Consider the following 23,343-nt stretch of genomic DNA (forward strand, 5'->3'; position numbering starts at 1 on the left):
GCGGGCGTGGCGGTGGTTGAGGGGGTGTTTGTGAAGGGAGGAGAGCGGACCTTCGCAGCACGCTTCACGAAGGTCGGTATCACGCACGTGCGGTGTGAGATATCACCAAAAATTCGTAAATTGATGTAGGCTGCGTTTTATCGTTTGCTGATTGTACAAAAAGCCCGCCCCATTATGGAGAAGTCACTCTCCGACGGCTAGTCAAGCGTCCCCTCGACAGGTCTGATATCCGTGCATGATGCTGGCATGCTAAGCGGCAAAGATGGTGCATCTACCATATACTGAACGCGCGAAAACAACTCGCTCTTATGTGTTTCGATCCCAGTCTCTGAAAGATGCGTCGTATCATGATAAGTCGCTCGCCCATTTGCCCCAACAAACTGAATGGCGCCGTCTTCGGTTAAAAGGTACGGCGAGACATCAAAAAGTGAAACGGCTTGGCCAGTGACCGAGGTCAAAATCGAGAGCGCCTCTGTCCGCCGTGACGCTGAAAAACTTGGCTCAAAAAAGACGTATTGTTTGCTGTCTCTGACGTCAGCACGGCCGACACCGTCCGGCAAGCGGGGGACATCTGTGAGCAGAAGTATTTGGGAAGACAGCCCCTCCAGTTGCTGTAGGGTATCGCAAAGGACGTTGTCGTTGAGATGAAGCTTCCCCCGCCATGCATAGGAAATAATGATCAGTTCGGGCTCGTGTTCTCGCAGGATCTCAACGACCTGCGGCCACTTGGTTCCAGATTCACCGGGAAGGAAATTGGTTGCAGGCGATGCCAGCAGGCGGAAATTGAGTCCAAGGTCACGTAGTTCACGGCGAAAGACTGCACCGTACATCGTCGCCATACTGTCGCCCAGCAAGACAACCTCGTGGTCAGATTTATTATCATAAAAGCGGCCTTCAGCACGTAGCTCGCTGTCACGCGCGAAGACAAAATGGGTCGATGTGATCTGAAAAGCGGCCACCACAGAAGATACTATCGCAAAGACGGAACCGCCCAGCGCCAGATTTCGACTCCGCGGCTTGTTCAGATAGTGGCGCGCGGGAGTTTCAATCAAATAGTAGCTTAGCAAGGCGAGCCCGAGCGAGAGCAAAACCTTGATCAACACCCTTGGCTCTGCGGACCAGGTCATCAATCGATAGTCAACAATGCAGAAAATAGGCCAGTGCCAAATATATAGGGAATACGAGATCTTGCCAACGAAGCGTAGCGGGCGGGCCGACAGACCCGCAACCACACCTGTTGAAGGTTGCAAACAGGCCGCGATCAGCAAACTTGCTCCGAGCGTGGGGGCAATGGCGTAGACGCCGGGGTAAGACAGCTCTCCGGACAAGAACACCATGCTGCCGACGACCAAGGATAGTCCTAGCATGGCAAGTGCGTTTGAATGGCGTCTTGCTGCGGCTGCGATCTCATCACAATAGATCGCCAGCAAGGATCCTGCTAGCAATTGCCAGGCTCGCGTCGGCAGCAGGTAAAAGGCCCAACGTGGTTTCTCCAGCGAAACACCAATACAGAGAACGAGGCTAAGCAATAAAAGCGCAATAGTGCTCCGTAAAAGCCACGTGCGAGATCCCCAGACGAGTATCAAAAGCAAGGGGAAGAACAGGTAAAATTGTTCCTCCACCGCAAGTGACCAATAGTGCAAGAGCGGCTGCGCATCGTGCTCTATCCCGAAATAGCTGCCAAGAGTCAGGAGGTGGATATTAGCCAGAAACACAGAGGTATAGCCCGCTGCCTCAGCAACGTTTGCAAAGTCTTGGTCGTTATAGAGCACCGCCGCTGCGACGAGTGTCGCGCCAATCGCGGCAAAAAAGACTGGGAAAATCCGCGCGATGCGGCGCTGGTAGAAGGTCAGGAGAGAGAAGCGTTCAGCGGTCAGTTCCTTCAATATCAATCGGGTGATGAGAAAGCCCGAAATCACGAAGAATACGTCCACCCCGATAAAGCCCCCCGGCAACACTTCAGGAAAGAGGTGAAACAGAAACACCGAAACTACTGCAATAGCCCGATAACCGTCGATGGCGGGGATGTAGCTTTGTATGTGCTGCTGTGACATTGGCCTAGAGTTTTATGATGTTCAAAATGGTATTTGCGGAAACTGAAGAGCCGTCGCTGCACTGTCCAGCATGAATGTCGATCTTTCAGTTGTTTCTGTTGACAACATGATGCTTCGGGATCTCAAAGCGTGAGCTTGCCGGGACCTATCGCGGCTGTTTGCTCGGAGCACCGGATCTTAGAGTCGACTGTTTGCTCATGGCCAGCTGTGGGCTGTCCTTAGTATGACCAATGGCAGCAGTACGCAGTTTGCGAGCGTCCAAGCATAGTGCAGCAATAGTCGGTGTCGGCTCTGAGCCGCCGTTCGCCGCAAGACGCATCAAGTTCGGCTAGGCACCGGAAGCTGATGGAATTGCGATTTAGGTCAGTTTTCGAAAAATCGCTTGCTGCAACATTAACTGTCACGCACTGCAAAACCTGATGTCACGCTTGTAGGGAAACAAAGAGACTTGCAGTTGCCGGAAGAGAGCGGGCCAAGCCGGAAGACATCGGAAAGGCCCTTTAAAATAACCCCTTCAGATCGGATTGATGCCCTTGTCCCTGCGGCGCTGCTGGTTTTGCATATGGCCACTTATGCGCCCTTTCAGGCCCTGTGGTTGACCTGATCCGACCTCCGCGCAACGAGCCGACGAATGCGCCTCAAACCCCATTTAAACCGGCATTCAAAGCGCTCAGTGTGCCGTCTGGCAACCCTCGACTGCCAGCTTTACGACCTCCGAAGTGGGACGTCCGCGTCCCACTTCGGCAGTTGCGTCCCACTTCTACGCGAAAGGCATATTTTTGAAGGTATCTGAGGACCATCATTGTGCTCGAGCTGTCGGCAAGGTGGGACGTCTCTTACCCTGCTTACAAGAGCGAGATTGCGACCGCTCCCACCGATTGCCAGCGTCCGGCCGTCACTGTAAACACTCCAGCCGTAGCCCGCATTATCGCAATTTTGAGCTCGACCGAAAGCTAATGTGAGCCAAGATCATGCAGGACGAGTAAAGCCACCTTGCGCATTCTCTAACTGCGCTGCAGATGCGGATACCAGATCCGGGTGGGCTTGAATTGATCAGCGGTGAGCGTAAGCATCTTATACTTATCTCGCGCTTTGGACATGCAATAAAATGAATAAGGGTTGGCAGCGACGGCGTAATCTTCGGGTTGGTCGTTGAATAATAGTGCGCCTGGAACGATCGGGCTGCGCTTGGTGATCGGCAACACCTGACGACGGTAAACCGCCATGAAGTCTCCGATTGTATCAGGACTAACGGATGTGTTTTGAAACACCTGCTTCCAGAAATAATTAGCGTAACGTCCGTCCATCAACTGACGGTATACCTGCAAATTCGGACCCCAAAACGCCCCCATTTTACTGTCGGGCGCGATAGTTGTCATCGGAGCTGGCATCCAGCGCCAAACGACTTGGCCAAAATCTGATGTTTGAAGACGCGGGGCACCGTAGTTTGGGCAAACAAGGACCGTTTTGATTACGATCCCCTCAGCTTCCACAACCACTGCTGTTTCAAGACCACCCGGGCTCATGGGATGCGAGAAGCGTACGATCTCACCAGGGTAGTAGGCCCCTGTCTCGCTCTCGGCGTAGCCAAACATGCTCGACAACAACATTGGGTTTACTTTGCGAAACCCAGAGGCGAACGTGCGGGAATAATACTGCTTAGCCTCGGGACTAGCTTCCATTGAAGCATAGAATGCCATCTGAAGAGCATCCAACGCACTTAGGTTTGGTGGGTTTTCGGCCAAAGCAAGCAGAGCGGACGAAGCCATAGTATACTTATTTGCCTTGCCCGGTCTGTAGTTCGCAACAATGCTATATCCGTTGGCAAATCGATGGTTGATGAGATTTAAAGATATGCGGCGCATACTTGTTATCTCGTTGCGAAGGCTATGGTATTCGGCGTGTCCTGCGGGTGCGTCAGCAGCAAACGCCACATCGGAGACCTCAGTGTCTAAAGGGTCGTACGTCGGGTAAATTGCTAAATTTTCTGGCATAAACTCGCTCGTGTTCGCAGCCGCTGCATCATCATTGCCGCCGAACCAAGTGTCCCAATCCCAAAAATTCAGGCCCTGAGTGTTGAACTTTTCCTCAACCGCAACACTTGCCATACCTTTTGAAACTTGAACGGAGGTGTTGGCGGGATCAAGAATGATATTCCTATTCTCACCGCCAATCCCAGGCGCTGTATGGTCGCCTGTAAACGTCTCGGCCAGCTTGTTGCCTTTTTTGATCACTTCTGCAATTTGCGCATCTTTTTGTGTGGCGCAATCACACACATCCCTCAGGCACGCGCGCATCAATTCTAACATTTTAGACTCAGGCGGATTGATCCTTTGGTGCAATGTTTGCCGCTTGGACTTCACAAATTGTGTGCTTTCGGGGGATAGATTTGGTATCTCATTTTGCTGGGCTGGGACTACCTTCACGCCGACAATATGCTTGTATTTGCCGGAAAATGTCTTCCATTCTAGTTGCAACTGCACATTGGAGTCTGGCGGTAGCTCATTCTCGATCATATCGACTAGCTGGTCTAGTTCGCCTAAGTCAACGATGTCTTCTGGCGCAGGGCCCGCCCAGCCATAATACAAATCTCCTACAACATTCAAAAGTACTTTTGCGGCACGAAACGAATTGCCTACAACTCCACTTTTCTGACGCCACTTGCTGGTCTCGAAAAACTCCTGCAACTTATAGAGTTTCTCATAGTCTGTTGCCGCAGCTTTCATATCCGTATTAGAATTCATTATCTGCAACCTTCTCAATTTTTTGGGTAAATACGGGCGATCATTTCGCAATCCATTTTCGAGAGACGAACCGTTCGGGGCAGCTCAAAGTTGCCTTTCGTTAAGTGCTGTTGAACTGGATAATGCATAATTGAATTTGGATCATATGGTGCATATTCTACAACATCCGACGTCTTAAAAAACGCCAGCTCAATCTTGGAATCGTCCCAACCGTGCTTGCGGTACTCTTCAAAGACCTTCGCACGATCCCACGGGATATTAGCTTCGGGGTGTTTTTGCTCGTGCGCCAAGCCCAGAGCATGGCCGAATTCATGCAAAATCGTTGATTGGTAACCCGCTATATCGTACCTGTCGGACGCTAGCACCGACAAGTTCATTGTCGGCTGGTTTATTGCAATCTTACGGGCGTCGGTGCCGACATAAGAGTAGTTTCCTGGTCTGCCTGTGCCGATGCGAATGTCGCCGCTGTGATCTGCCAGGTTGAATGATATATTCGCATACTTTGACCAGCCTCGAGCGATGCCAATTGTAGCAATCTGGATTAGCGGGTGTACGGGATCAATAAACGAAACTCTTAGTTTGCTACCTGTTGGCCAAAACTTGTCGACGTAGGTGGTGCCTTGAGGAGCTACGTCATCGAAGTTCCGCTCAGGAAGCCGTGGCAAGACCTGGGACGTGCACAATAAGGAACTTAACGTCATCAGAAACGTCCAAGCAGAATCAGCTACATCACCACAATGTTACCACAATTTTTAAGTTAGTGACTGAAAACTCTGCTCAGCAGAGCGAGTAAAAAGCTTAGGTTTCTAGCTCCGGCGGTAGGCCACTGCCTCTAGGCATTGTAGCAGGATCTGCAGCAGTACAATTTTGAATTCTGGCTCATCCTTGCATTCCAAAGAAAGGATCAGACCATAGGATCAAACACCAAGGCTTTTACCTACCAAAGAGATACGTCTTGTTCATCCTTCGGTAGAGAATTTTTAGGGCTGTTCGATAGTCTTCCGAAGCGTTCAGTTCCCGAAACTGTTCCTGCGAAAGGTTCGCAAAACAGTCATAGGGCCTGCTAAACCGTGGCCGACCTTGCACGGCTAAACCTACTGCTGTCTCTACATCTGGGCGTAGGCCCAAGGTGTCGATTAACGCGATGTAGTTTTCGCCACCGGAGTTTAGATTTGCAAAGTGACAAATTATGACTTGGTCAACGATCGTTCTGTCTTGATCAATAGGCCAATCCTTCTTGAACCATTCGATCGCCTGAAAAACGCCTGTGATCAGAACGATAGCCCAAATCACTTTGAAGAGCCGACTAAGCACTCAAGTGCCTCTTCTCGAACTTGGTCGAAATGCGTTTTCCTCATCGAAGGAGCATGTCACCGCCAACTATGCCCAGACCAGACGACCTTACCGATCAGGCGTATCAGGTTGGCTTCGGCGGGTTTGCGGATCTCGATGGCGTGGTCGGGGTTGTCGGACCGGATGAGGAGCTGGTCGTCGAGGCGTTCCAGGCGTTTGATTCGGGCGTCGCCGGTGACGTCGACGAAGGCATAGACGCCGCGGTCGCGCAGGGTGGTTTGGCGCTCGTCCACCAGGACAAGATCACCGTCGGACAGCGTGGGAAGCATGCTGTCGCCCTGGACGCCCAGGACACAACACTTGTCGGCGATCAGGCCGGCCGAGGTCATCCAAGCGGCACGGAAGGCGACGGGTGCCAAGGGCGCAGAGTTGTCACCATTCAGACCAGGTCCCGCAGATAGCTTGACGTCGTAGCGCCGGACTTTGACGAACTCTTGATCGTCGGCTTCTTCCTGGCTTGCGTCACTAGGCGCGAACTGCCGAGGTGGTCCGAAATACAGCTCCATTCCCAGAACGTTCGCGAGCTTAGCTAGCGTGAGATAGTTGTATCTCTTAACTGCGCCCTTCTGCATGCGCAGATTTTTGATTGCGGACGGGTTGCCGACGGCCAACTGCGATGCAGCAGCGTCCGATAGTCCAGCCCTTTTTAGGGCCTCATCAAGTGCTTCCAACACGTCGTCCATGCCTCTCATTAGCCACTGTGGGCTAGCCAAGCAACTTTAAGCGTTTCAATAGCTGAAACTAGCCACAAGTAGCTTGACACTAAAAGCCACTGGTGGCTAGATGACTGCATGACAGTTCTTACGCAACACATCGTTTCGCTCTCGGAAACACTCGCCTCACATCAGGGTGTATCGCACTGGGCAGTATCCTCTCAGGTCTCCTCCAAAGGTGACCTGATCCATCGGCTTATGAACGATGGTGACGTCAACACACGCACCTATGAGACCGTCATGAAACGGTTTGACGCGATCTGGCCCGCCGATCTGGCGTGGCCTGCCGATGTTCCGCGCCCGTCCAGCAAGGGGAAAGCCGCATGACCTTGGTCCCTTTCACTACGTCACCCGCCGTTCAAATGGCGGCAGATGCCGCAGAGCTGATGACCGAGGAACAGCGCGTGGCCTTTGCCATGCAACTGATCCTGTCGATCACCGCGCCAAGTTGCGGCCAGCATCTGATGCGCGTGTCAGTGCAAGCGCGAACGATTGCAGACCAGATTGAACGGACACGCCAGATCGCCAGAGCTGTGAGTGCGCACCATGTATGACCTGCGCACAATCCTGACGGACATTCTTGGTGTCATTGCACTCGCCATCATCCTGATCGGTAGCCTGTTCATTGCGGGTGGCCTGTCATGAGCCGCGCAAAGTTAATCCCCACCGTCACCGCGCTGTCCCGGTCGTCCATCGTGATCCCGACGGACCGCCTGCGCGAGGTTGATCCTGTCGCAATCGGGTCCATCGTGCGGTCGATCGAAGAGCACGGGTTGCTGACACCGATCATTGTCAGACGACTGCCCAAGGGCCGTTTCGAACTGATTGACGGGGCGCATCGGATGGCCGCGCTCAAGCTGCTGAAACTGGATGACATTCCGGTCCGCTGCTACGAAGGACCAGCCGCCGCGATCCGACTAATCGAGATCGACGCCAACCTTGCCCGCGCCGATCTGAACGATCTTGACCGTGCCATTCACCTGGCCGCGCGTCGTCGTGAATATCTGGCGGAACACCCTGAAACGGCGCAGGGTAAAATGGGAATGGCGGTTCGTTGGGATACAAGTGCCGACTCGGCACTTGTATCTTTCGTGACCCAAACCGAGCGTCAGACAGGCCTTTCGCGGCGTAAAATTTTCAAGCTGATCGAGGCTGGCGAAGCGATCAACAAGACCATGGCGGCCCGCCTGCACGCGGCCCCGGCGCGCACCACGCTGAACGACCTCTTGGCATTCGCCAAGGCTGACCCCGACCTGCGCGAGGACGCCGTCGAGGCCTTTGCCAACGGTGAGGTCAAGAAGCTGGCGCAAGCGTTGAAACCGGTCCGTCATCGCCCCGTTAAAGACCCTGTTGAACAGCAGTTGATGGCCCTGCGCGATGCCTGGGCGCGGTCCAGCAAAGCGGCGCGCAGACGGTTCGTCGCCATGCAGGCCGATGATCTGGCCGCGCTGCTGGACGCCATCGACGACGAGGGCGCTGACGCACCATGACCCGCACACCGCAACAGGAATGGTGGACCGCTGCCGAGATTGCGGCCGCAGGGCTGCCAGATATGCCCGGCACCAAGCGCCGCATCAACGCGATGGCACAGCGCCTTGGCTGGGATCGCGCGCCCCAACTGGTGCGCCGTCGTGCCGGTCGCGGTGGTGGGCGCGAATACCATTGGACGCTGTTTCCGGCCCGCGCACAGCAAAAGCTGCTGACCACGTCCAGCGATGCTGCCGCCCTGCCCGCTGCATCCGACAAGCCCAGCCGCGACGAAGCTTGGGCGTGGTTCGAGGGGCTGCCCGTCAAGGCCAAAGCCACGGCAGAGGAACGCCTGAAAGTGATCCAGTCCGTCGAGGCAATGGAGCAAGGCGGGGCCAGCCGGATCGTCGCGGTCGATGATGCGGCGGCGCTGTCGGGCAAATCCCAGCGCACCATCTTTAACTGGTTCGCCATGATCGACGGTGTGCGGTCCGATGACCGCCTGCCCTATCTCGCGCCCCGTCACCGCGCCGCGGTCAAGGGCAAGCGGCGCGCGACCATCGATCCCACGTTCCTCGACTACATCAAGGCCGATTATTTGCGCCCCGAGGCCCCCAGCCTCAAATCCGTCTACGACCGGGTCGTGCGGATCGCCAAGACAGAGGGGCTGGACGTTGCCCCGCTGCACACGGTCCGCCGTCAGTTGGACCGTGACCTGTCGCCAACCATGCTGACGCTGGCGCGCAAGGGATATGAGGCGCTGAAACGCATGCGCCCGGCCCAGACCCGCGACAAATCCGCGATGCAGGCGCTGGAAGGGATCAACGGCGACTTTCACCGCTTTGACGTGTTCGTGCAGTTCCCGGCGACGGCGGACGGCCTGCGGGCCGAGATCGCCCGGCCGCAGTTATGCGCGTTTCAGGATATCTATTCCGGCAAGCTGCTGGCCCACCGGATCGACCGGACGGCCAACAGCCATTGCGTCCAGCTTACCATCGGCGATCTGATCGAACGCTGGGGCATCCCCGAGCATATGCTCTTGGACAACGGGCGCGAGTTCGCATCAAAGATGATCACCGGTGGGGTCAAGAACCGCTTCCGCTTCAAGGTCAAAGAGGACGATCCATCCGGTCTGCTGACCAGCCTTGGCTGCGAGATCCACTGGGCCTTGCCGTTTTCAGGGCAGTCAAAGCCCATTGAGCGCGCGTTCCGTGATCTGTGCGATCGCATCGCCAAGCATCCGGCGTTTGCCGGGGCCTACACGGGCAACACGCCGCTGGCAAAGCCCGAGAACTATGGCGAACGGGCGGTGCCGCTGGCGCTGTTCACCCAGATCGTCGACGAAGAGATCGCAGCCCACAACGCGCGGCCCGATCGCAGGTCAGAGATCGCCTATGGCCGCAGCTTCGACGACGTGTTCGCCGAAAGTTACGCGACCGCACCGATCCGCAAGGCGACCGAGGCGCAGCGCAGGCTGTGGCTGATGGGTGCCGAGGGCATCAAGGTCAACGCCAACACCGGCCAGATCAATTTCATGCGCAACCGCTATTGGGCGGACTGGATGCACGGGATCATGGGCCAGAAGGTCGTGGTCCGGTTCGACCGTCAGGCACTCTGGGACGGTCTGCACATCTATTCCAACGCCAACGAATACCTCGGCTTTGCGCCCTGCTCGGAAAAGTCAGGCTTCTTTGATGTCGACGACGCCCGTGCCACCGCCCGCGCCAAGCGCGAATACACCAAGGCGGCCAAGGGCGAACTGGACGCCTACCGGCAGTTGACCGCGCGCGATGTTGCCGATGCCCTCCCGCCCGTCGAGGTCGCGGACGAGCCCGTCGCTGCCAAGGTCGTGCGACCGTTCTTTGACAAGGCGCGCGCGCCGTCACCGGCCCCGATCAGCGCTGACGTGAAGGCCGCACAGGCCGCGATGGTCGCCGACCTCGATCAGGCCCGCGCCGCGCGTGCGGCGGAAACAGTAGAACGCGACGGGCGCGAGACATTCATGCGCGCCCGCGCCCTGGAAGAGATGATCGCTGCGGGTGACGCGGTGACCAAGGAACAGCAGCGCTGGTTGGCTGGGTATCAGGGCACCGCTGAATACAGAACCTGGCAAGGCATGGTCGCGGATTTCGGACTTGAGGTCCTGGCCAAAGAATAACCGCCGCCGGGTGGCACCCCGGACGGCGGTAAGAGCAACACGAAGGAGCAGTGCAGCATGCAAGACGCAACACAAAATTCGGTCGCCCCGCTACGCAACGTAGCAGCCCTTGTGGCGTTGATCGACAGAATTCAGAACCGGTCGCCAAATTTGCCGGGCATGGGGACATTCTACGGCCCTAGCGGGTTCGGCAAAACCACGGCAGGCATCTACGCCACGAACAAGTTTCACGCGGTGACGGTGCAGGTCAAATCGGTCTGGACCAAGAAGAAGCTGTGCGAGGCGATCCTCGCGGAACTGGCCGTGCCCGCGGCCAAGACCATCGGTGACATGCTGGATCAGATCAGTGCGCATCTGGCCATGACGGACCGCCCGCTAATCATCGACGAGGCCGATCACCTGGTCCAGCGCCGCATGATCGAGATCGTCCGCGACATCTACGAGGGCAGTCAGGCCCCGGTCATCCTGATCGGTGAAGAGCTGTTGCCGCAAAAGCTGCGCGAATGGGAACGGGTCCACGGCCGTATCCTCGACTGGGTCGCCGCCGAACCCGGTGACATGAGCGACGTGAACCATCTGGCGCGGATTTACGCGCCGGGGATCGAGCTGACCCAGCCTCTCCGCAAAAAGCTGCTGGAAGCGTCCATGAGCTCGATCCGGCGCATCTGCGTGAACCTCGACCGCGTGCGCGAGTTCGCCCAGGTCGAGGGCCTGCAGACGGTCGATGTCAACGACTGGGGGCGCAAGCAGTTCTTTACGGGGATCGCCCCTGAAATCCGCAAGTTCGGCGACCTCGCACGGGGGGCACGCTGATGGCCAGCAATCCTTATGCAAACCGCACGCAGGTCAAATGCTGGAACATGGCCACGACACTGGACCAGTTCAGCTTCATGGAACTGGCCGCGAAAACACGGCTCGCCCCCGGCACGGTCACCAAGATCGTCAAGGGCTGGGTCGACGAAGGCAAGGTCGATGCCTGCGGCAAGGGCTACAAGGGACGCCTTTATTTCCGCGTCAAGAACGAACACCGCCCGCCCAAAGTGGTCCGCGACGAACGGCTGAAACAGACCCGCACGCCCCACGATCTGATGTGGGAGGCCATGCGCGGCCTTGGTCAGTTCACACCGCGTGATGTGGTGGCCCATGCGACGACCGACTGGCTTTCGGTCAGCGAGGACGAGGCGCGCGACTTTTGCCGGCTGCTTCTCAAAGGCGGCTATTTCAAGGTCGTGGAAAAGGCGATCCCCGGCAAACGCGAGGCAACCTACCGCCTGCGGCGGAACACCGGCCCCCTGCCCCCGCGCGAACGCCGGGTGACGGTCGTCTATGATCCGAACCTGAACGAGATCACCCACATGCCGGAGGCCTTGGCATGAGTGGCGCTGTGACAGTGGCCCGCGAGGCGTGGGGTCCGGCTTTGCCCGACTGGGTTCTGCGTCTGGCCGAGGCCTGCGAGGAGACGTCCCAAAACAAGGTCGCAAGGCGGCTCGAACGGTCGCCCGCCTTGGTCAGTCAGGTCTTGCGCAACAAGTATGCAGCCGAGCTCGACCTGGTCGAAGAGCTGGTCACGGGCAAGCTGCTGGCCGCGACGCGCGACTGCCCGGCACTGGGCGAGCTGCCGCTGGATCAATGCCAGGCATGGCGCAGGCGCGCCCGCGTGTTCAACGGGGCCAATGCGCAAGGCGTCAAGATGTACCGAGCCTGCCACCGCTGCCCGGTCTTTCTGGCGGAGGGCCGCAAATGACTGGTGAAATCGAGACCCGTATCATCGCCCTCGCCAAGCAAGGCATGGCCCCCGCGCAGATCGCGCTCGAGGTCGATCGACAGATCACCACGGTCTATCACTATTGCTGCAAGGCACGGCGCAATGGCGAGGTCATCCCGAAGTTTCGCACCGGCAAGGGCGCGGGGCAGCGGCCCACGTTGATGTCTGTTGCACCGCAGACCGTGAGCCGTCTGCGGCCACTCGCCCATGAGCGTGGCCAGACCGTGCCGGAATTCTGCAACGAATTGCTGGCCGTGATCGCCCAAGACGATCTCGCGGCCTCCGTCCTTGATGATGGAGAGCCAGATGCCTGATCCGTCCCGCTTCACACAAGACGAGATGCTGCGCCTGGCGGCCTCCGCCGTCGCCAAGGTCGATCTGATGGGCGCAAGGGGCACCACCCTTTGCACCATGGACGAGATCGAGGCCATGGCCACGCTTCTCGCCGTCTCGGGTCTGCTGCCGGATCGCCCGGCGCCGGACCAGCACCACCCCGTAATTTTCGCCACGAAAGAGGACTACACCCATGACTGACATGACCCCCATCGGCACCGGCCGTCGCGAAATCGACGGCCGCATCGAGATCGGCGACGGCAAGGGCGGCTGGAAGCCCGTTGACCTGGTCAAGCCGCAACACCTGCTGGAGGACGAAACCGTCCGCAAGATCGTGGGCTTTGCCTGCGCGCTGTCGGACCAGGTCGCCCGGTTCAAGGAACACACGTTTGACGACATCGGGGCCTTCGAGGCGCTGCTCGCCCAAGAATACGACGCCAAGCTGGGCGGCAAGAAGGGCAACAAAACGCTGATGAGCGTGGACGGCCTGTTCAAGGTGCAGGTGCAGGTCAGCGACCACATCGATTTTGGTCCCGAACTCCAGATCGCCAAGGAGCTGGTGGACGAGTGCCTGAACGAATGGGCGGCCAACGCCCGTGACGAGATCCGCACGATCGTCACCCGCGCCTTCAACACCGACAAGGCGGGGCAGATCAATCGGTCCGAAGTGTTCATGCTCCTGCGTCTGGATATCGCAGACCCGCGCTGGACCAAGGCGATGGACGCGATCCGTGACGCGATGCGCGTGGTCGGGTCGAAAACATATGTCCGCTGCTACCGTCGCGACCGCTTTGACGCACCTTGGCAGGCCATCACCATCGATCTGGCGAAGGCCTGAGCCATGACCCGCTCCCTGCAACGCCTTGTCCATGTCGCCTGCCGCGAGCTGGCGATCGACGCTGAAACCCGCCGCGACCTGCAACTGGTCGTGACGGGCAAGGCATCGATGGCGGACATGGACGAGGCGGACCTGCAAAAGCTGCTGGCCCGGCTCAAGGAAAAGGGGTTCCGGGTCACGGCCACGGGCAAGCGCAAGGCCGCACCCCGCGCGGACCTGCGCTACATCCATGTGCTCTGGCGGCTGCTGGGCGAGGATGGTGCACTGGATCGGCCAGGGCGCGCAGGTCTGAACGCCTTCGTCCGGTCCCGGTTCGAGGGCAAATGGGCCTCAGTCCCTATCGACATCGATACGCTGCAAGACGCGGGCCAGATTAACGACGTGACCCGCGCACTAAAGGACTGGTGCGCGCGACGCGGAATCAAGACTGAGCGATGACCCAACTGCCGGGTATCGCAGGAGAGATCGAGGACGCGATCGGTCTGGAGTTGACCGCCAAGCTGCTCAAGCGGCGGGGCGGCACCGAGATCAATATACCGGTGAAACCCACCCCAAGCCTGCTGTCCGAGATCATCGGCACGCCGGCGACACTCAAACTGATCGAGACCTTTGGCCCTGGGCGGATCGCCCTGCCTTGCGGCCACATGCGGGGCCGCGATGCCGAACGGCTTGAGCGCCGCCGTCGTGCAATCGCGATGCTCGAAGACGGCGCGTCCGTACTTGACGTTGCACTGCGCTGCGACCTCAACCAACGGACAGTCAAAAAGTACCGGGCGGAATTGGATCAAGATCAAAATTTGGGCCAAGAACAGTTCAAGTTCTGAACGGCAGGTCGATCATTCCTTAAAAACTGTCAACACATCGAGAATTGTTTTGGAACGTTGAAAATGGTTTGATTGCGGAACTCACAACAGATGAGGCCCGCATATGGAAGACAACCTCACCCGACTAGAGCGCCTGGTCCAACGATTGGAGACAGCGCCAGCAGCGAGACTATGCGCAAAAATCGGTAGTTTCACTGCTTTTTGTATCGTTGCGTTTACTGGCTACCAGATTTGGGTAGATTTAAACGATAGAAATAAACAGCGGGACATTTTGCAAGAGGAGAGAGCCGAGCGGAGGGAGTCCGAAAAGCTGAGGGCGTGGTCGTACCTTTTGGATCCGGCCCTACCGCCAAGACTTCGAGGGTCGTCGATCAGCACCTTGGTCAAAGGCGGTGAGACGCTGAATGGCGTTGAGTTGGGTTGTCGACCAAAGGATGATTCAATCACCAACTCCAATACCTGTCGCGGTGCGACAGTTTTGGACGGCATTGACTTAAGAGACAGTAGTGTCGGTTGGCTATCTTTGACCGACGTAGTACTGCGAAACGCAACGCTTAGCGGTGCGAGTTTCTGGATTTCTGGAACAAACAACTATTTTGATCAATCAACTGTTTCGAATTCTGCGATCCAATTTGACGGTTTTGGGAATGGGATCATCAATAGCTCCATTACCGCGTCAGATATTTTTCTTAGCTACACCCAGATCTTTAATATTGTCGCCACGGAAGTAAGCGGAACCTGCTTGTCGGAGCCACCTCACCTTCAAGATGAATACTATCAATCTAGTCGCCAAGTCAGCGTAGCGAACGGCTGGGATTCTGATGTTGACGTCACTTCGGTGGATGTCATCTTGGATAAAGTATGGGCGTATGCGGACAACCCGCCCGCCTGTCCTAGCGGAACACAAAACATCATTAATATCAGCAACCACATTACATATTGTGATCCAGAATATCCGGTTTCTTTTGATCAGCGACTTGAAAGCCTTTACGACTTTTCGTTTCGCTCATGGCTTGGCCGCGACGACCTATCTCGCTACGAAACCCGCCTTTTCCCAACTCAAGCTGCGGTGTTTGGTGCGTTTGAAGCTGAAGTCCCTCAAAATGAAGTTTTATTAGGTGGATTTAGAGGCTGCCGTCCAATGTCACTTGGACAAGCGATGGCGTCCTATCCCGAGAAATATGAAGGGTATGTCGTAGTAGTGGACGCGCCAGATTAGCGCCAGATCGACTGATCTAAGATTCCCTCCGATGGGATCGGCATTCTGATAAATACTTCGTCGCTGTGAGACACATTCATCGGACACCCGGTGAACGCGTTCACCGGCTACCGTTCGCGCGCGCGATGGCAAATTGACCGGGACACTGCCGCCCGGAGCCCGCGCCATGAAACTTTCCCGCCACAAGATCACGACTGCTACTTGGCAGGCCGCAACGCACGTAGGTGGCACGATTGAGCCGACGCTGATCGTCCTTCACGACACGGCCAGCCGCTTGGGCGAAGGGTCCGCCGCTACCTACCTGGCAAACAACACTGCCAAGGTTTCCGTCCACTTTGTCGTCGAGCGTGACGGGTCGCTGATCCAGCAGGTCGCCACGAACCGCCGCGCCAATCATGCAGGCCGGTCGGAATATCACGGCCAGACCGGCTGCAACGGGTTCTCCATCGGGATCGAGATCGTGAACCCCGGCCGCATGACGGCGGCGGGGCATGGCTTTGCGCGGACGTGGTTCAAAGAGACGTTTAACGTCGAGACCTTCAACATCCACGAGGTCACGACAGACGAACACGGCCACGGCTGGTGGATGGACTATACGCCCGAGCAGATCGCCACGGTCACCGCACTCTGCACCACACTGTTCGCAGGCATCCCGACGCTGACGGACATCCGCACACACTGGTATGTCTCGCCAGGTCGCAAGACAGACACCAACCCTCTGTTCCCGCTTGAGGCGATCCGCGCCAAGGTTCTGGGCCGTGACGATCCGGCTGACATCGCAGCAGAGGAACAATCGTCCCGCCGCCAAGGCCAACAGCTTGTCAAGATTGCCACCCGTGGCAGCCGCCTGAACATGCGCCGCTGGCCCAGCTTCAACCCCAATGTCATCGCAGCGATCCCTGACGGCACCGCCGTGCCGGTCATCCGCGAAGGCGTCTTTGCCGGGCGGCCCTGGATGCGCGTCCTGTGGGGCGGGCAAGAGGGATGGATCGTCGCCAACTACACCACCGAACTGACCAAACCCACCTGAAAGGCCCCCCCGATGCTGAACTCACCCAAATCCCCCTTCGCGTCGAAAACGATCTGGGGCGCTGTCGCGGCCGTGATCATCGGCCTGCTGAACCTGCTTGGTTATGCGACGTCCGAGGCTGACGCGGAAACCCTGTCGCAGCTTCTGACCGGCATCGCCGCCAGTGTCGCGGGGGCTGTCGCACTCTATGGCCGGATCAAAGCCAACGCCCCGATCAAGCTGACCAAGGGTTGAGCCCATGGAATTGGGCTGGTCCGCCATCACCCTCGCCGGGCATGTGACGCTTTGCCTGTCGGTCCTGCTGATCCTCTGGAACGGGGTGACGGTGCTGCCCTACGTTCAGGCCCCGGCAAGCTTTGCGCCGGTCGCCAGTCCGCTGTTCCTGTTCGGAGCCGCGATCCTCGTCGAACGGATCTACTACATCGCGGCGCGGCTGTTGGTAAACAGCGGCACGAACCTTTGGGAATTGCACCCTGCCCCGGATCTGTTGTCAGCCATCGTTGCTGCGGCAGCTTTCTGGGTTGCTGCGACGGTGCGCATGATCGGACGCCCGCGCGGACTACCCTGCCGAGGCGCAATCACCACACAGGCAGGCGTGATGCTGTCCGTATTCGGCCTGTTGTCTTGGGGATTGGCATGATGGAGTGGATCACGGGCGGAAAGGAACTGCTGGGTCTGATCCTCGCGGCCATCGGCGTTCTGGGGTTCCTCGGGCGCTGGTTTTGGGGCCGCGTATCCAGTCGGGTCAAATCCGATTTCAGCGGCCTGACCTCTGGCCACAAGGAAATCGTCAAGCGGCTTGAGGACGTCGAAAAGGATCAAGGCCGCCTGGGCTACGAGCTCAAGAAGGTCGAGACGCGCCTGACGGCGGTCGAGGCACGCATGGGATCACTCGCGACCAAGTCCGATCTGCAAGCTGTCGTGGTCTCGATCGCCAAGCTGGAAGTCACGGGCGCGCATACGGCCCAGATGGTCGACACGCTCTACCGTGGTGTCCTGGCCAATGCGGAGCGTGGCAAGTGAGCATGCTGCGCCAATGGGCCAACAGCGTGGTCCGGATCGAGACGGAAAAGCGCCGCCTGGAAATCCTGGAATACCTGCTGGGCACCCCCGGTTACGAGGCCGCCGCGAGCCTGTTGCGTCTGAACTGTCAACGCCTGGGCGTGCCCTCGACGATGGATCAGACAATCGCCGCGCTGCAGTGGCTGGAAGAACAAGAGCTGATCACGGTCCGACGGCATGCGGACGAGATCATTGCCCGCATCACGCTCGATGGGCGCGAGGTCGCGGACGGCACGCGGACAGTGCCGGGCGTCATGCGCCCCGATCCCTGAACCAGTTTCACTACCCTTTCAAAGGAGCCTTCAACATGGCTGCAAATCCCGAAACCGAACACCGCCGCCTGTCGATCCTGCGGCACCTCGAACGGTCGTCTGATTACACGTCGAACGCCTCGATCCTGATCGACGTGGTCAATGGTGTCGGTGTGTCCACGACCGAGGACCAGATGCGGGCCGCACTTGCCTGGCTGGCGGATGCCGAATTGATCGAGATGACGGACCACGGCCATGTGGTCATCGCCACGGCGACCGTGCGGGGTGCAGAGGTGGCGCTTGGCCGCAGCGTTTATCCCGGCGTCAAACGTCCGACGGCGCGGCGCTGACATGCCCCCGCCCCGCAAGATCGATCTGCTGCCCAAGGAGTTGCGCGACTGGCTTCAGGACGCGCTGAAGGAGCGCGGGTTTTCCGGCTATGTCGAACTCGCAGCGGATCTGAACGACAAGCTTGAAGAGCGCGGCCTCGAGGTGCGGATCGGCAAATCGGCGGTGCATGCCTACGGCCAGGAATACGAACAGATGGCCCGCGCCCAGGAAGAGGCGAGCGCCTGGGCGGTCAGTTGGATGGAAGGCAATGGCCTGGAAGAGGAAGCCAAGCGCCACAACGTCTTGTTCCAGATGATCACGACGCTGGCCTTCAAGGTCATGAAATCCCAGATGCTCAAGGAAGGCGAGGAGATCGACCCGCGCGAGCTGGCGTTCCTGGGCAAGATGCTCAAGGACGTGATGAGTTCGTCCGGTATGCGCGAGAAGATGACGGCCGATCAGGAAAAGCGCATCGCCGAACAGGCGGCGTGCGAGGCCAAGGCGGCTGTCGCCGATGACCTGACCCAGAACGCCAAGACCTTTGGCCTGACCGCCGACACGGCGGCCGCGATCAAGGCGCGCATCCTCGGGGTGGCGCTGTGACCGGCGTTGCGACCAAGCCGGAACTGCCCGCGGTCGTGGTCGCAGGGGGCGACCTGCCGTCTGTCCTGCTGCCTTATCAACAACGCCTGCTGTCACTGATGGCGACAGAGCAGCTCGTCGTTTGTGAGAAGTCGCGCCGCATCGGCATGACCTGGGGGATCGGGTCGGACGCCGTGCTGACGGCTGGCGCGCAACGGGCGGCAGGCGGAATGGACGTGCTCTACATCGGGTTCAATCTGGACATGGCGCAAGAGTTCATCGACGTCTGTGCCATGTGGGCCAAGGCCTTCATGCCCGCTGCGAGCGCCGTCGAGGAGTTCATCTTCAAGGACCAGACCGAGGAAGGGGCGGACAAGGACATCAACGCCTTTCGCATCCGGTTTGCCTCCGGTTTCGACATCGTCGCCCTGACCAGCAAGCCGCGCAGCTTGCGTGGTCGCCAAGGCTTCGTGATCTTTGACGAGGCTGCATTCCACGACGAGCTGGACGAGATGCTCAAGGCTGCGGTGGCGCTCTTGATGCTTGGCGGCAAGGTGCTGGTGATCAGCACGCACGACGGCGCGGAGAACGCCTTCAATCGTTTGATCGCCGACGTCCGGTCCGGCAAGCGCAAGGGCGTCGTGCTGCGGGTCACCTTTGACGATGCCGTCAACGACGGCTGGTACGAACAGATGGCGCTGTCACGCGGCTGGCCCAACACGCCTGAGGCCAAGGCCGAGAAGATCGCGGACATCATGGCGTTCTACGGCGATGACGCCGACGAGGAGTTGCACTGCATCCCCAAGATGGGCAGCGGGGCCTATATCTCGGCCGCCGCTGTCGAGGCCTGCATGACTGATGCGCATCACGTCGCCCGGCTGTCGTGCCCGTCAGGGTTCGAGTTGCGGCCTGCCGAAGAGCGCAGGACCTTCGTGCAGACCTTCCTCGACAATGAGGTCGTGCCACATCTGACCCGGCTGGACGATGACCGGTTGACCGCGATGGGCGAAGACTTTGGCCGCACCTCTGACCTGACCATCCTCGCCATCGGACAGGAACAGCGCGACCTGTCCGTCGTGGTGCCGCTGATGATCGAGCTCAAGAACATGCCGATCGAACAGCAATACCAGGTGATCGAAAGCGTCATCACGGGGTTGGCGCGGTTTCTGGGGGCCAAGTTCGACGCGACGGGTAACGGTCTTGGCCTCGCTGAACGCTGCCAGGAACGGTTCGGTCACGACCGGATCGAGGCGGTGAAGCTGAGCCAGGGCTATTACCTGGAGCACGGGCCGCGGGTTAAAAAGCACTTCGAGGATCAGACGATCAGCCTCGCCAATGATGTCGATGTCCGCGACGACATGCGGGCGGTCAAGCTGGTGCGCGGCATCCCGACGATCCCGAACGAGCGCAACAAGGGACGGCACGGCGATGCCTTCGTCGCCCTGATGCTGCTGCTGGCCGCACTCAAAACCGAATACCAGGTCGCGACCTACGAGCGGGTGCCACGGGGCGGGCGGCCTGACGATGACGGAAAGACGGTCGAGACGACCGCAGGCTTTGGATCACGTGAGGGGCTATGGTGAAAATCAGGGATGTGTTGCGCGATGCCTGGGGCCGCCTGGTCAAGACGGGCGAGCTGACCGAGGAACAGGCCGAAGGCGGCATGACAGGCGTGCGCCAGTCGTGGGTCGAGTCGGTCGCCAGCGGTCTGACACCGCAGGCGCTGGCGGGTATTCTGCAGGACTGCGACCGGGGTGAGCTGGACGCCTTCATGACGCTGGCCGAAGAGATGGAAGAGCGCGACCCGCACTACGCCTCTGTCCTGGGCCAGCGCAAACGTGCCGTGTCCGGCATCAGGGCAACGGTCAAACCCTATTCCGAGGCTGCCACCGACGTGGCCATCGCCAAATGGGTCGAGGACAATATCACCGGGCACGATCAATTCGCGGACCTGGTCGAGGATCTGATGGACGCCGTCGGCAAGGGCTTCGCCGTCGTCGAGATCGACTGGGCAACGGACGCGACCGGCTGGACGCCCCGCGCCTTTGTCTGGCGGACGCAGCGCTTTTTCCAGTTCGACCGCGAGACCGGGCGCAAGATCAGGCTGCGTGACGATGCCGATCCGCTGGACGGGGTAGAGCTACGCCCGTTTCGGTTCATCGTCCACACCGCCAAGCTGAAATCCGGTCAGGCGTTTCGGGGCGGCCTGGCCCGCGTCGTGGCCTTTAGCTGGATGTGCAAAGCCTACACGGTCAAGGACTGGATGGCGTTTGTCGAAACCTACGGCCTGCCGTTGCGCTTGGGCAAATACGATCAGGCCGCGACAAAGCAGGATGTGGCCACCTTGTTCCGCGCGGTCGCCAACATCGGCACGGATGCGGCGGCGGTGATCCCAAAGCACATGGACATCGAATTCGTCCAGAACACGTCCGGCAACGGCAGCCAGCCCATCTTTGAAAACCTCGCCCGCTACGTCGACGAACAGATCAGCAAGGCAGTACTGGGTCAGACGATGACCACCGACAACGGGTCCAGTCAGGCACAGGCCAATGTCCACAACGAGGTCCGCCACGATGTCGCTACCGCCGACGCGCGGGGCATCACGGGCGCGATCAATCGGGACCTGCTGATCCCGGCGGTGCTGCTGAACTTTGGCCCGGTCAAAGGCTTTCCCAAGGTTCTGATCACGGTCGAGGAACCCGAGGACATCAAGGCCAAGGTGGATGGTGTCGTGGCACTCGCCAGTGCCGGTGTGACCTTCAAGGCGACCGAGGCGCGCGGGATCGTGCGCATGTCCGACCCCGACGATGACGACGAAGTCTTTGGCGGCGCGCCTGTGACGGCCCCGGTGCCAACCACGACAGCGCGGCTGACACTCGCCCGAAACGGGGCTGAGGTCGATGTGATCGACGACATCCAGCGCGACATGCTGTCGGACTGGGAACCGGTCATGGACGAGCTGATGGGGCCGTTCATGGCCGCGATCGCGGAGGCGGACAGCTATGAGACCGCGCGTGCGGCCCTTGACAAGATCGACGGCTTGCCCAGCTCTCGCCTGATCGACCAGCTCGTGCGCGCCAGCTTTACTGCCCGCGCGGCCGGGGACGTGGTGGATGGCTGAGACTGACGACCGGCCCGGCTACAGCTTTGATCCGGGCCCACCGCCCGAGGCGTCACGCTTTCTCGCAAACAAGGGCTGGCAACCCGCCTTTAGCTGGTTGGATGTCGAACCCGAGGAACACGCCGTCGCCTTCAGCGTGGCCAAGGCCACCAGCCTCGATGTCCTGGGCGATATCCGTGCCGAGCTGCAAACGGCCCTCGATGACGGGCTGGCCTTTGCGGAGTTTCAAAAGCGGTTGCGCCCCCGCCTTCAGGCCCGCGGCTGGTGGGGCACGCAGGCCGTCACTGACCCGGCCACCGGAGAGACGGCTCCAGCAAAGCTGGGCACGCCGCGCCGGTTGCGGACGATCTATGACGCCAACCTGCGATCGGCCCGCGCGGCTGGCCAATGGGACCGGATCCAGCGGACTAAGGCGGCCCTGCCCTATCTGGCCTATCGTCTGGGACCAAGCGAACGGCACCGCCCGCACCACGCGGCCAAGGAATGGCTGGTCCTGCCAGTGGACGACCCGTTCTGGCAAACCTGGTATCCACCCAACGGCTGGGGCTGCAAATGCTGGGTCATGCAGATCTCGCGCTCCCGTGCCGAGGAACTGGGCATCGACGACAGCCCCGAGATCGACACCCGCGAATGGCTGAACAACCGCACCGGCGAGACCAAGATGGTTCCCGTCGGCATCGATCCCGGCTGGGACCGCAATCCGGGTGCCATGCGTCAGGCCGCCATGATGCGGTTGCTCGAAGGTCGCGTTGCAAACCTTTCTGAACCGCAAGCCCGCGCCGCCGTCCGCGACATGGCCTCAAGCTGGCTGGTCCAGCGAGTCTTGGCTGGCCGGTCGGGCGCGCGTGTCTCAATCGGTATCATGGCCCCTGATATTGCGGATGCAATCGGCAACCCGGCGCGCTTGGTCAGGATCACCGACGCGGCCGGGCAAAAGGTCGGCACTAAGAACACCCCGGTGACCACCGCGGTGATGGCCCGTGTCTCTGACGCGATTGCAGAGGGTCCGATGGCCTGGGACCGGCGCGAGGGGCGCGATGATCTGCTGATCTTTGTCGACGGGCCGGAGCCTTGGCATGTCGTGCTGAAGAACCTGACCCGCATCGGCGAGCTTTGGGTCCGCACGATCCACCGCACGACCCGCCGCAAATGGGAGGCCGATCTGAGCCGGGACGGTGTCGAGGTTCTGAGGTAGGGGATGCGCCTGGAGGATCGGAACTCCCTCGCAGCAACAAGTGCCGGTACTCCGTTTGGCTCAGGCGCACTTTTGAAATATGCCGATACCGGGCCAAAATCAACCGCCGGGTGCCGATCCGACATCCGCCCTGCGACGCAATAGGCCCTGAGAGCGCGATTAAATACCGTTTAAATACCCCCCTTTTGGTTTTGACGACCGTGGGTAGGGTTTTGGCGGTGAAGGCCCTGTACGGCCCTCTGAGCGGCTCGCGGAAATTCAGGCCAAACCGGCAACCACCCGGTGAACGCGTTCACCGGCTACC

27 protein-coding genes are annotated in these 23,343 nt (G+C 59.3%); 23 read left to right on the forward strand and 4 right to left on the reverse strand.

Annotated features, from left to right (window positions below; genetic code table 11):
- Window positions 1–197: 197 nt before the first annotated feature.
- The 4 genes from AN189_RS17765 to AN189_RS17785 form a co-directional block, all read right to left on the reverse strand.
- Window positions 198–2,054: an acyltransferase family protein gene (locus tag AN189_RS17765; protein WP_056039220.1), complete on the reverse strand. Its 1,857-nt coding sequence runs from the start codon at window positions 2,052–2,054 to the stop codon at window positions 198–200.
- A 1,004-nt stretch (window positions 2,055–3,058) separates the two neighbouring features.
- Window positions 3,059–4,798: a hypothetical protein gene (locus AN189_RS17770; protein ID WP_056039222.1), complete on the reverse strand. Its 1,740-nt coding sequence runs from the start codon at window positions 4,796–4,798 to the stop codon at window positions 3,059–3,061.
- 14 nt (window positions 4,799–4,812) lie between these two features.
- Window positions 4,813–5,499, reverse strand: a complete 687-nt coding sequence (locus tag AN189_RS17775; RefSeq protein WP_056039225.1) for a M12 family metallopeptidase — start codon at window positions 5,497–5,499, stop codon at window positions 4,813–4,815.
- 669 nt (window positions 5,500–6,168) lie between these two features.
- On the reverse strand, window positions 6,169–6,834 hold the full coding sequence (locus AN189_RS17785) for a S24 family peptidase (RefSeq protein ID WP_056039231.1): 666 nt from the start codon (window positions 6,832–6,834) through the stop codon (window positions 6,169–6,171).
- Between the two features lie 108 nt (window positions 6,835–6,942).
- Between AN189_RS17785 and AN189_RS19270 the strand changes: the two genes are divergently transcribed.
- From AN189_RS19270 to AN189_RS17890, 23 genes are all read left to right on the forward strand, one after another.
- Window positions 6,943–7,191, forward strand: a complete 249-nt coding sequence (locus AN189_RS19270) for a hypothetical protein (protein WP_157057555.1) — start codon at window positions 6,943–6,945, stop codon at window positions 7,189–7,191.
- Entirely contained in the window at window positions 7,188–7,418 is a 231-nt protein-coding gene (locus AN189_RS17790) for a hypothetical protein (RefSeq protein ID WP_157057556.1), read from the forward strand. The genes AN189_RS19270 and AN189_RS17790 overlap by 4 nt, the downstream gene beginning before the upstream one ends.
- Window positions 7,419–7,505: 87 nt before the next feature.
- Entirely contained in the window at window positions 7,506–8,354 is an 849-nt protein-coding gene (locus tag AN189_RS17795) for a ParB N-terminal domain-containing protein (protein WP_056039237.1), read from the forward strand.
- Window positions 8,351–10,489, forward strand: coding sequence for a transposase domain-containing protein (locus AN189_RS17800; RefSeq protein WP_056039240.1), 2,139 nt, complete (start codon window positions 8,351–8,353; stop codon window positions 10,487–10,489). Before AN189_RS17795 ends, AN189_RS17800 begins: the two co-directional genes overlap by 4 nt.
- Window positions 10,490–10,546: 57 nt before the next feature.
- A complete protein-coding gene (locus AN189_RS17805) occupies window positions 10,547–11,302 on the forward strand; it encodes an AAA family ATPase (RefSeq protein ID WP_056039243.1) in 756 nt (251 codons plus the stop codon).
- Window positions 11,302–11,865, forward strand: a complete 564-nt coding sequence (locus AN189_RS17810; protein WP_056039247.1) for a hypothetical protein — start codon at window positions 11,302–11,304, stop codon at window positions 11,863–11,865. Before AN189_RS17805 ends, AN189_RS17810 begins: the two co-directional genes overlap by 1 nt.
- A complete protein-coding gene (locus AN189_RS17815) occupies window positions 11,862–12,233 on the forward strand; it encodes a hypothetical protein (protein WP_056039249.1) in 372 nt (123 codons plus the stop codon). The genes AN189_RS17810 and AN189_RS17815 overlap by 4 nt, the downstream gene beginning before the upstream one ends.
- Window positions 12,230–12,568: a hypothetical protein gene (locus tag AN189_RS17820; protein ID WP_056039252.1), complete on the forward strand. Its 339-nt coding sequence runs from the start codon at window positions 12,230–12,232 to the stop codon at window positions 12,566–12,568. The genes AN189_RS17815 and AN189_RS17820 overlap by 4 nt, the downstream gene beginning before the upstream one ends.
- Window positions 12,561–12,788, forward strand: a complete 228-nt coding sequence (locus AN189_RS17825; protein ID WP_157057557.1) for a hypothetical protein — start codon at window positions 12,561–12,563, stop codon at window positions 12,786–12,788. The genes AN189_RS17820 and AN189_RS17825 overlap by 8 nt, the downstream gene beginning before the upstream one ends.
- On the forward strand, window positions 12,781–13,425 hold the full coding sequence (locus tag AN189_RS17830) for a DUF3164 family protein (RefSeq protein ID WP_056039259.1): 645 nt from the start codon (window positions 12,781–12,783) through the stop codon (window positions 13,423–13,425). Before AN189_RS17825 ends, AN189_RS17830 begins: the two co-directional genes overlap by 8 nt.
- A 3-nt stretch (window positions 13,426–13,428) precedes the next feature.
- A complete protein-coding gene (locus tag AN189_RS17835; protein WP_056039262.1) occupies window positions 13,429–13,863 on the forward strand; it encodes a regulatory protein GemA in 435 nt (144 codons plus the stop codon).
- The gene (locus tag AN189_RS17840) at window positions 13,860–14,249 is read left to right on the forward strand and encodes a hypothetical protein (RefSeq protein ID WP_056039265.1); all 390 of its coding nucleotides are present in this window, start codon (window positions 13,860–13,862) and stop codon (window positions 14,247–14,249) included. The genes AN189_RS17835 and AN189_RS17840 overlap by 4 nt, the downstream gene beginning before the upstream one ends.
- Before the next feature lie 103 nt (window positions 14,250–14,352).
- Window positions 14,353–15,468 carry a hypothetical protein gene (locus tag AN189_RS19275; RefSeq protein ID WP_157057558.1) on the forward strand — a complete coding sequence of 372 codons (1,116 nt, stop codon included), beginning with the start codon at window positions 14,353–14,355 and terminating at the stop codon, window positions 15,466–15,468.
- Between the two features lie 166 nt (window positions 15,469–15,634).
- On the forward strand, window positions 15,635–16,498 hold the full coding sequence (locus AN189_RS17845) for an N-acetylmuramoyl-L-alanine amidase (protein WP_056039268.1): 864 nt from the start codon (window positions 15,635–15,637) through the stop codon (window positions 16,496–16,498).
- Between the two features lie 12 nt (window positions 16,499–16,510).
- A complete protein-coding gene (locus AN189_RS17850; protein ID WP_056039272.1) occupies window positions 16,511–16,732 on the forward strand; it encodes a hypothetical protein in 222 nt (73 codons plus the stop codon).
- Window positions 16,733–16,736: 4 nt separating this feature from the next.
- Window positions 16,737–17,138 (forward strand): hypothetical protein, encoded by a 402-nt coding sequence (locus AN189_RS17855; protein WP_056039275.1) that lies wholly within the window; start codon window positions 16,737–16,739, stop codon window positions 17,136–17,138.
- A complete protein-coding gene (locus AN189_RS17860; protein WP_056039278.1) occupies window positions 17,135–17,521 on the forward strand; it encodes a hypothetical protein in 387 nt (128 codons plus the stop codon). The genes AN189_RS17855 and AN189_RS17860 overlap by 4 nt, the downstream gene beginning before the upstream one ends.
- A gap of 2 nt (window positions 17,522–17,523) precedes the next feature.
- Window positions 17,524–17,832 (forward strand): hypothetical protein, encoded by a 309-nt coding sequence (locus AN189_RS17865; protein ID WP_056039281.1) that lies wholly within the window; start codon window positions 17,524–17,526, stop codon window positions 17,830–17,832.
- 35 nt (window positions 17,833–17,867) lie between these two features.
- On the forward strand, window positions 17,868–18,161 hold the full coding sequence (locus AN189_RS17870) for a hypothetical protein (protein ID WP_056039284.1): 294 nt from the start codon (window positions 17,868–17,870) through the stop codon (window positions 18,159–18,161).
- A 1-nt stretch (window position 18,162) separates the two neighbouring features.
- The gene (locus AN189_RS17875) at window positions 18,163–18,744 is read left to right on the forward strand and encodes a phage protein Gp27 family protein (RefSeq protein WP_083484500.1); all 582 of its coding nucleotides are present in this window, start codon (window positions 18,163–18,165) and stop codon (window positions 18,742–18,744) included.
- The gene (locus tag AN189_RS17880; RefSeq protein ID WP_056039287.1) at window positions 18,741–20,306 is read left to right on the forward strand and encodes a hypothetical protein; all 1,566 of its coding nucleotides are present in this window, start codon (window positions 18,741–18,743) and stop codon (window positions 20,304–20,306) included. The genes AN189_RS17875 and AN189_RS17880 overlap by 4 nt, the downstream gene beginning before the upstream one ends.
- Complete coding sequence (locus AN189_RS17885; protein ID WP_056039290.1) at window positions 20,300–21,844, forward strand: DUF935 domain-containing protein; 1,545 nt, start codon at window positions 20,300–20,302, stop codon at window positions 21,842–21,844. The genes AN189_RS17880 and AN189_RS17885 overlap by 7 nt, the downstream gene beginning before the upstream one ends.
- Window positions 21,837–23,039 (forward strand): phage minor head protein, encoded by a 1,203-nt coding sequence (locus tag AN189_RS17890; RefSeq protein ID WP_056039293.1) that lies wholly within the window; start codon window positions 21,837–21,839, stop codon window positions 23,037–23,039. The genes AN189_RS17885 and AN189_RS17890 overlap by 8 nt, the downstream gene beginning before the upstream one ends.
- The last annotated feature ends 304 nt before the right edge of the window (window positions 23,040–23,343 follow it).

This window comes from Loktanella sp. 3ANDIMAR09 (assembly GCF_001420005.1).
Classification (GTDB): domain Bacteria; phylum Pseudomonadota; class Alphaproteobacteria; order Rhodobacterales; family Rhodobacteraceae; genus Loktanella.

Bases quoted from the DNA above. Each gene is read 5' to 3' on its own strand.
- AN189_RS17765 (WP_056039220.1), bottom strand. From the start codon at position 2,054: ATGTCACAGCAGCACATACAAAGCTACATCCCCGCCATCGACGGTTAT.
- AN189_RS17770 (WP_056039222.1), bottom strand. From the start codon at position 4,798: ATGAATTCTAATACGGATATGAAAGCTGCGGCAACAGACTATGAGAAA.
- AN189_RS17775 (WP_056039225.1), bottom strand. From the start codon at position 5,499: ATGACGTTAAGTTCCTTATTGTGCACGTCCCAGGTCTTGCCACGGCTT.
- AN189_RS17785 (WP_056039231.1), bottom strand. From the start codon at position 6,834: ATGGACGACGTGTTGGAAGCACTTGATGAGGCCCTAAAAAGGGCTGGA.
- AN189_RS19270 (WP_157057555.1), top strand. From the start codon at position 6,943: ATGACAGTTCTTACGCAACACATCGTTTCGCTCTCGGAAACACTCGCC.
- AN189_RS17790 (WP_157057556.1), top strand. From the start codon at position 7,188: ATGACCTTGGTCCCTTTCACTACGTCACCCGCCGTTCAAATGGCGGCA.
- AN189_RS17795 (WP_056039237.1), top strand. From the start codon at position 7,506: ATGAGCCGCGCAAAGTTAATCCCCACCGTCACCGCGCTGTCCCGGTCG.
- AN189_RS17800 (WP_056039240.1), top strand. From the start codon at position 8,351: ATGACCCGCACACCGCAACAGGAATGGTGGACCGCTGCCGAGATTGCG.
- AN189_RS17805 (WP_056039243.1), top strand. From the start codon at position 10,547: ATGCAAGACGCAACACAAAATTCGGTCGCCCCGCTACGCAACGTAGCA.
- AN189_RS17810 (WP_056039247.1), top strand. From the start codon at position 11,302: ATGGCCAGCAATCCTTATGCAAACCGCACGCAGGTCAAATGCTGGAAC.
- AN189_RS17815 (WP_056039249.1), top strand. From the start codon at position 11,862: ATGAGTGGCGCTGTGACAGTGGCCCGCGAGGCGTGGGGTCCGGCTTTG.
- AN189_RS17820 (WP_056039252.1), top strand. From the start codon at position 12,230: ATGACTGGTGAAATCGAGACCCGTATCATCGCCCTCGCCAAGCAAGGC.
- AN189_RS17825 (WP_157057557.1), top strand. From the start codon at position 12,561: ATGCCTGATCCGTCCCGCTTCACACAAGACGAGATGCTGCGCCTGGCG.
- AN189_RS17830 (WP_056039259.1), top strand. From the start codon at position 12,781: ATGACTGACATGACCCCCATCGGCACCGGCCGTCGCGAAATCGACGGC.
- AN189_RS17835 (WP_056039262.1), top strand. From the start codon at position 13,429: ATGACCCGCTCCCTGCAACGCCTTGTCCATGTCGCCTGCCGCGAGCTG.
- AN189_RS17840 (WP_056039265.1), top strand. From the start codon at position 13,860: ATGACCCAACTGCCGGGTATCGCAGGAGAGATCGAGGACGCGATCGGT.
- AN189_RS19275 (WP_157057558.1), top strand. From the start codon at position 14,353: ATGGAAGACAACCTCACCCGACTAGAGCGCCTGGTCCAACGATTGGAG.
- AN189_RS17845 (WP_056039268.1), top strand. From the start codon at position 15,635: ATGAAACTTTCCCGCCACAAGATCACGACTGCTACTTGGCAGGCCGCA.
- AN189_RS17850 (WP_056039272.1), top strand. From the start codon at position 16,511: ATGCTGAACTCACCCAAATCCCCCTTCGCGTCGAAAACGATCTGGGGC.
- AN189_RS17855 (WP_056039275.1), top strand. From the start codon at position 16,737: ATGGAATTGGGCTGGTCCGCCATCACCCTCGCCGGGCATGTGACGCTT.
- AN189_RS17860 (WP_056039278.1), top strand. From the start codon at position 17,135: ATGATGGAGTGGATCACGGGCGGAAAGGAACTGCTGGGTCTGATCCTC.
- AN189_RS17865 (WP_056039281.1), top strand. From the start codon at position 17,524: ATGCTGCGCCAATGGGCCAACAGCGTGGTCCGGATCGAGACGGAAAAG.
- AN189_RS17870 (WP_056039284.1), top strand. From the start codon at position 17,868: ATGGCTGCAAATCCCGAAACCGAACACCGCCGCCTGTCGATCCTGCGG.
- AN189_RS17875 (WP_083484500.1), top strand. From the start codon at position 18,163: ATGCCCCCGCCCCGCAAGATCGATCTGCTGCCCAAGGAGTTGCGCGAC.
- AN189_RS17885 (WP_056039290.1), top strand. From the start codon at position 20,300: ATGGTGAAAATCAGGGATGTGTTGCGCGATGCCTGGGGCCGCCTGGTC.
- AN189_RS17890 (WP_056039293.1), top strand. From the start codon at position 21,837: ATGGCTGAGACTGACGACCGGCCCGGCTACAGCTTTGATCCGGGCCCA.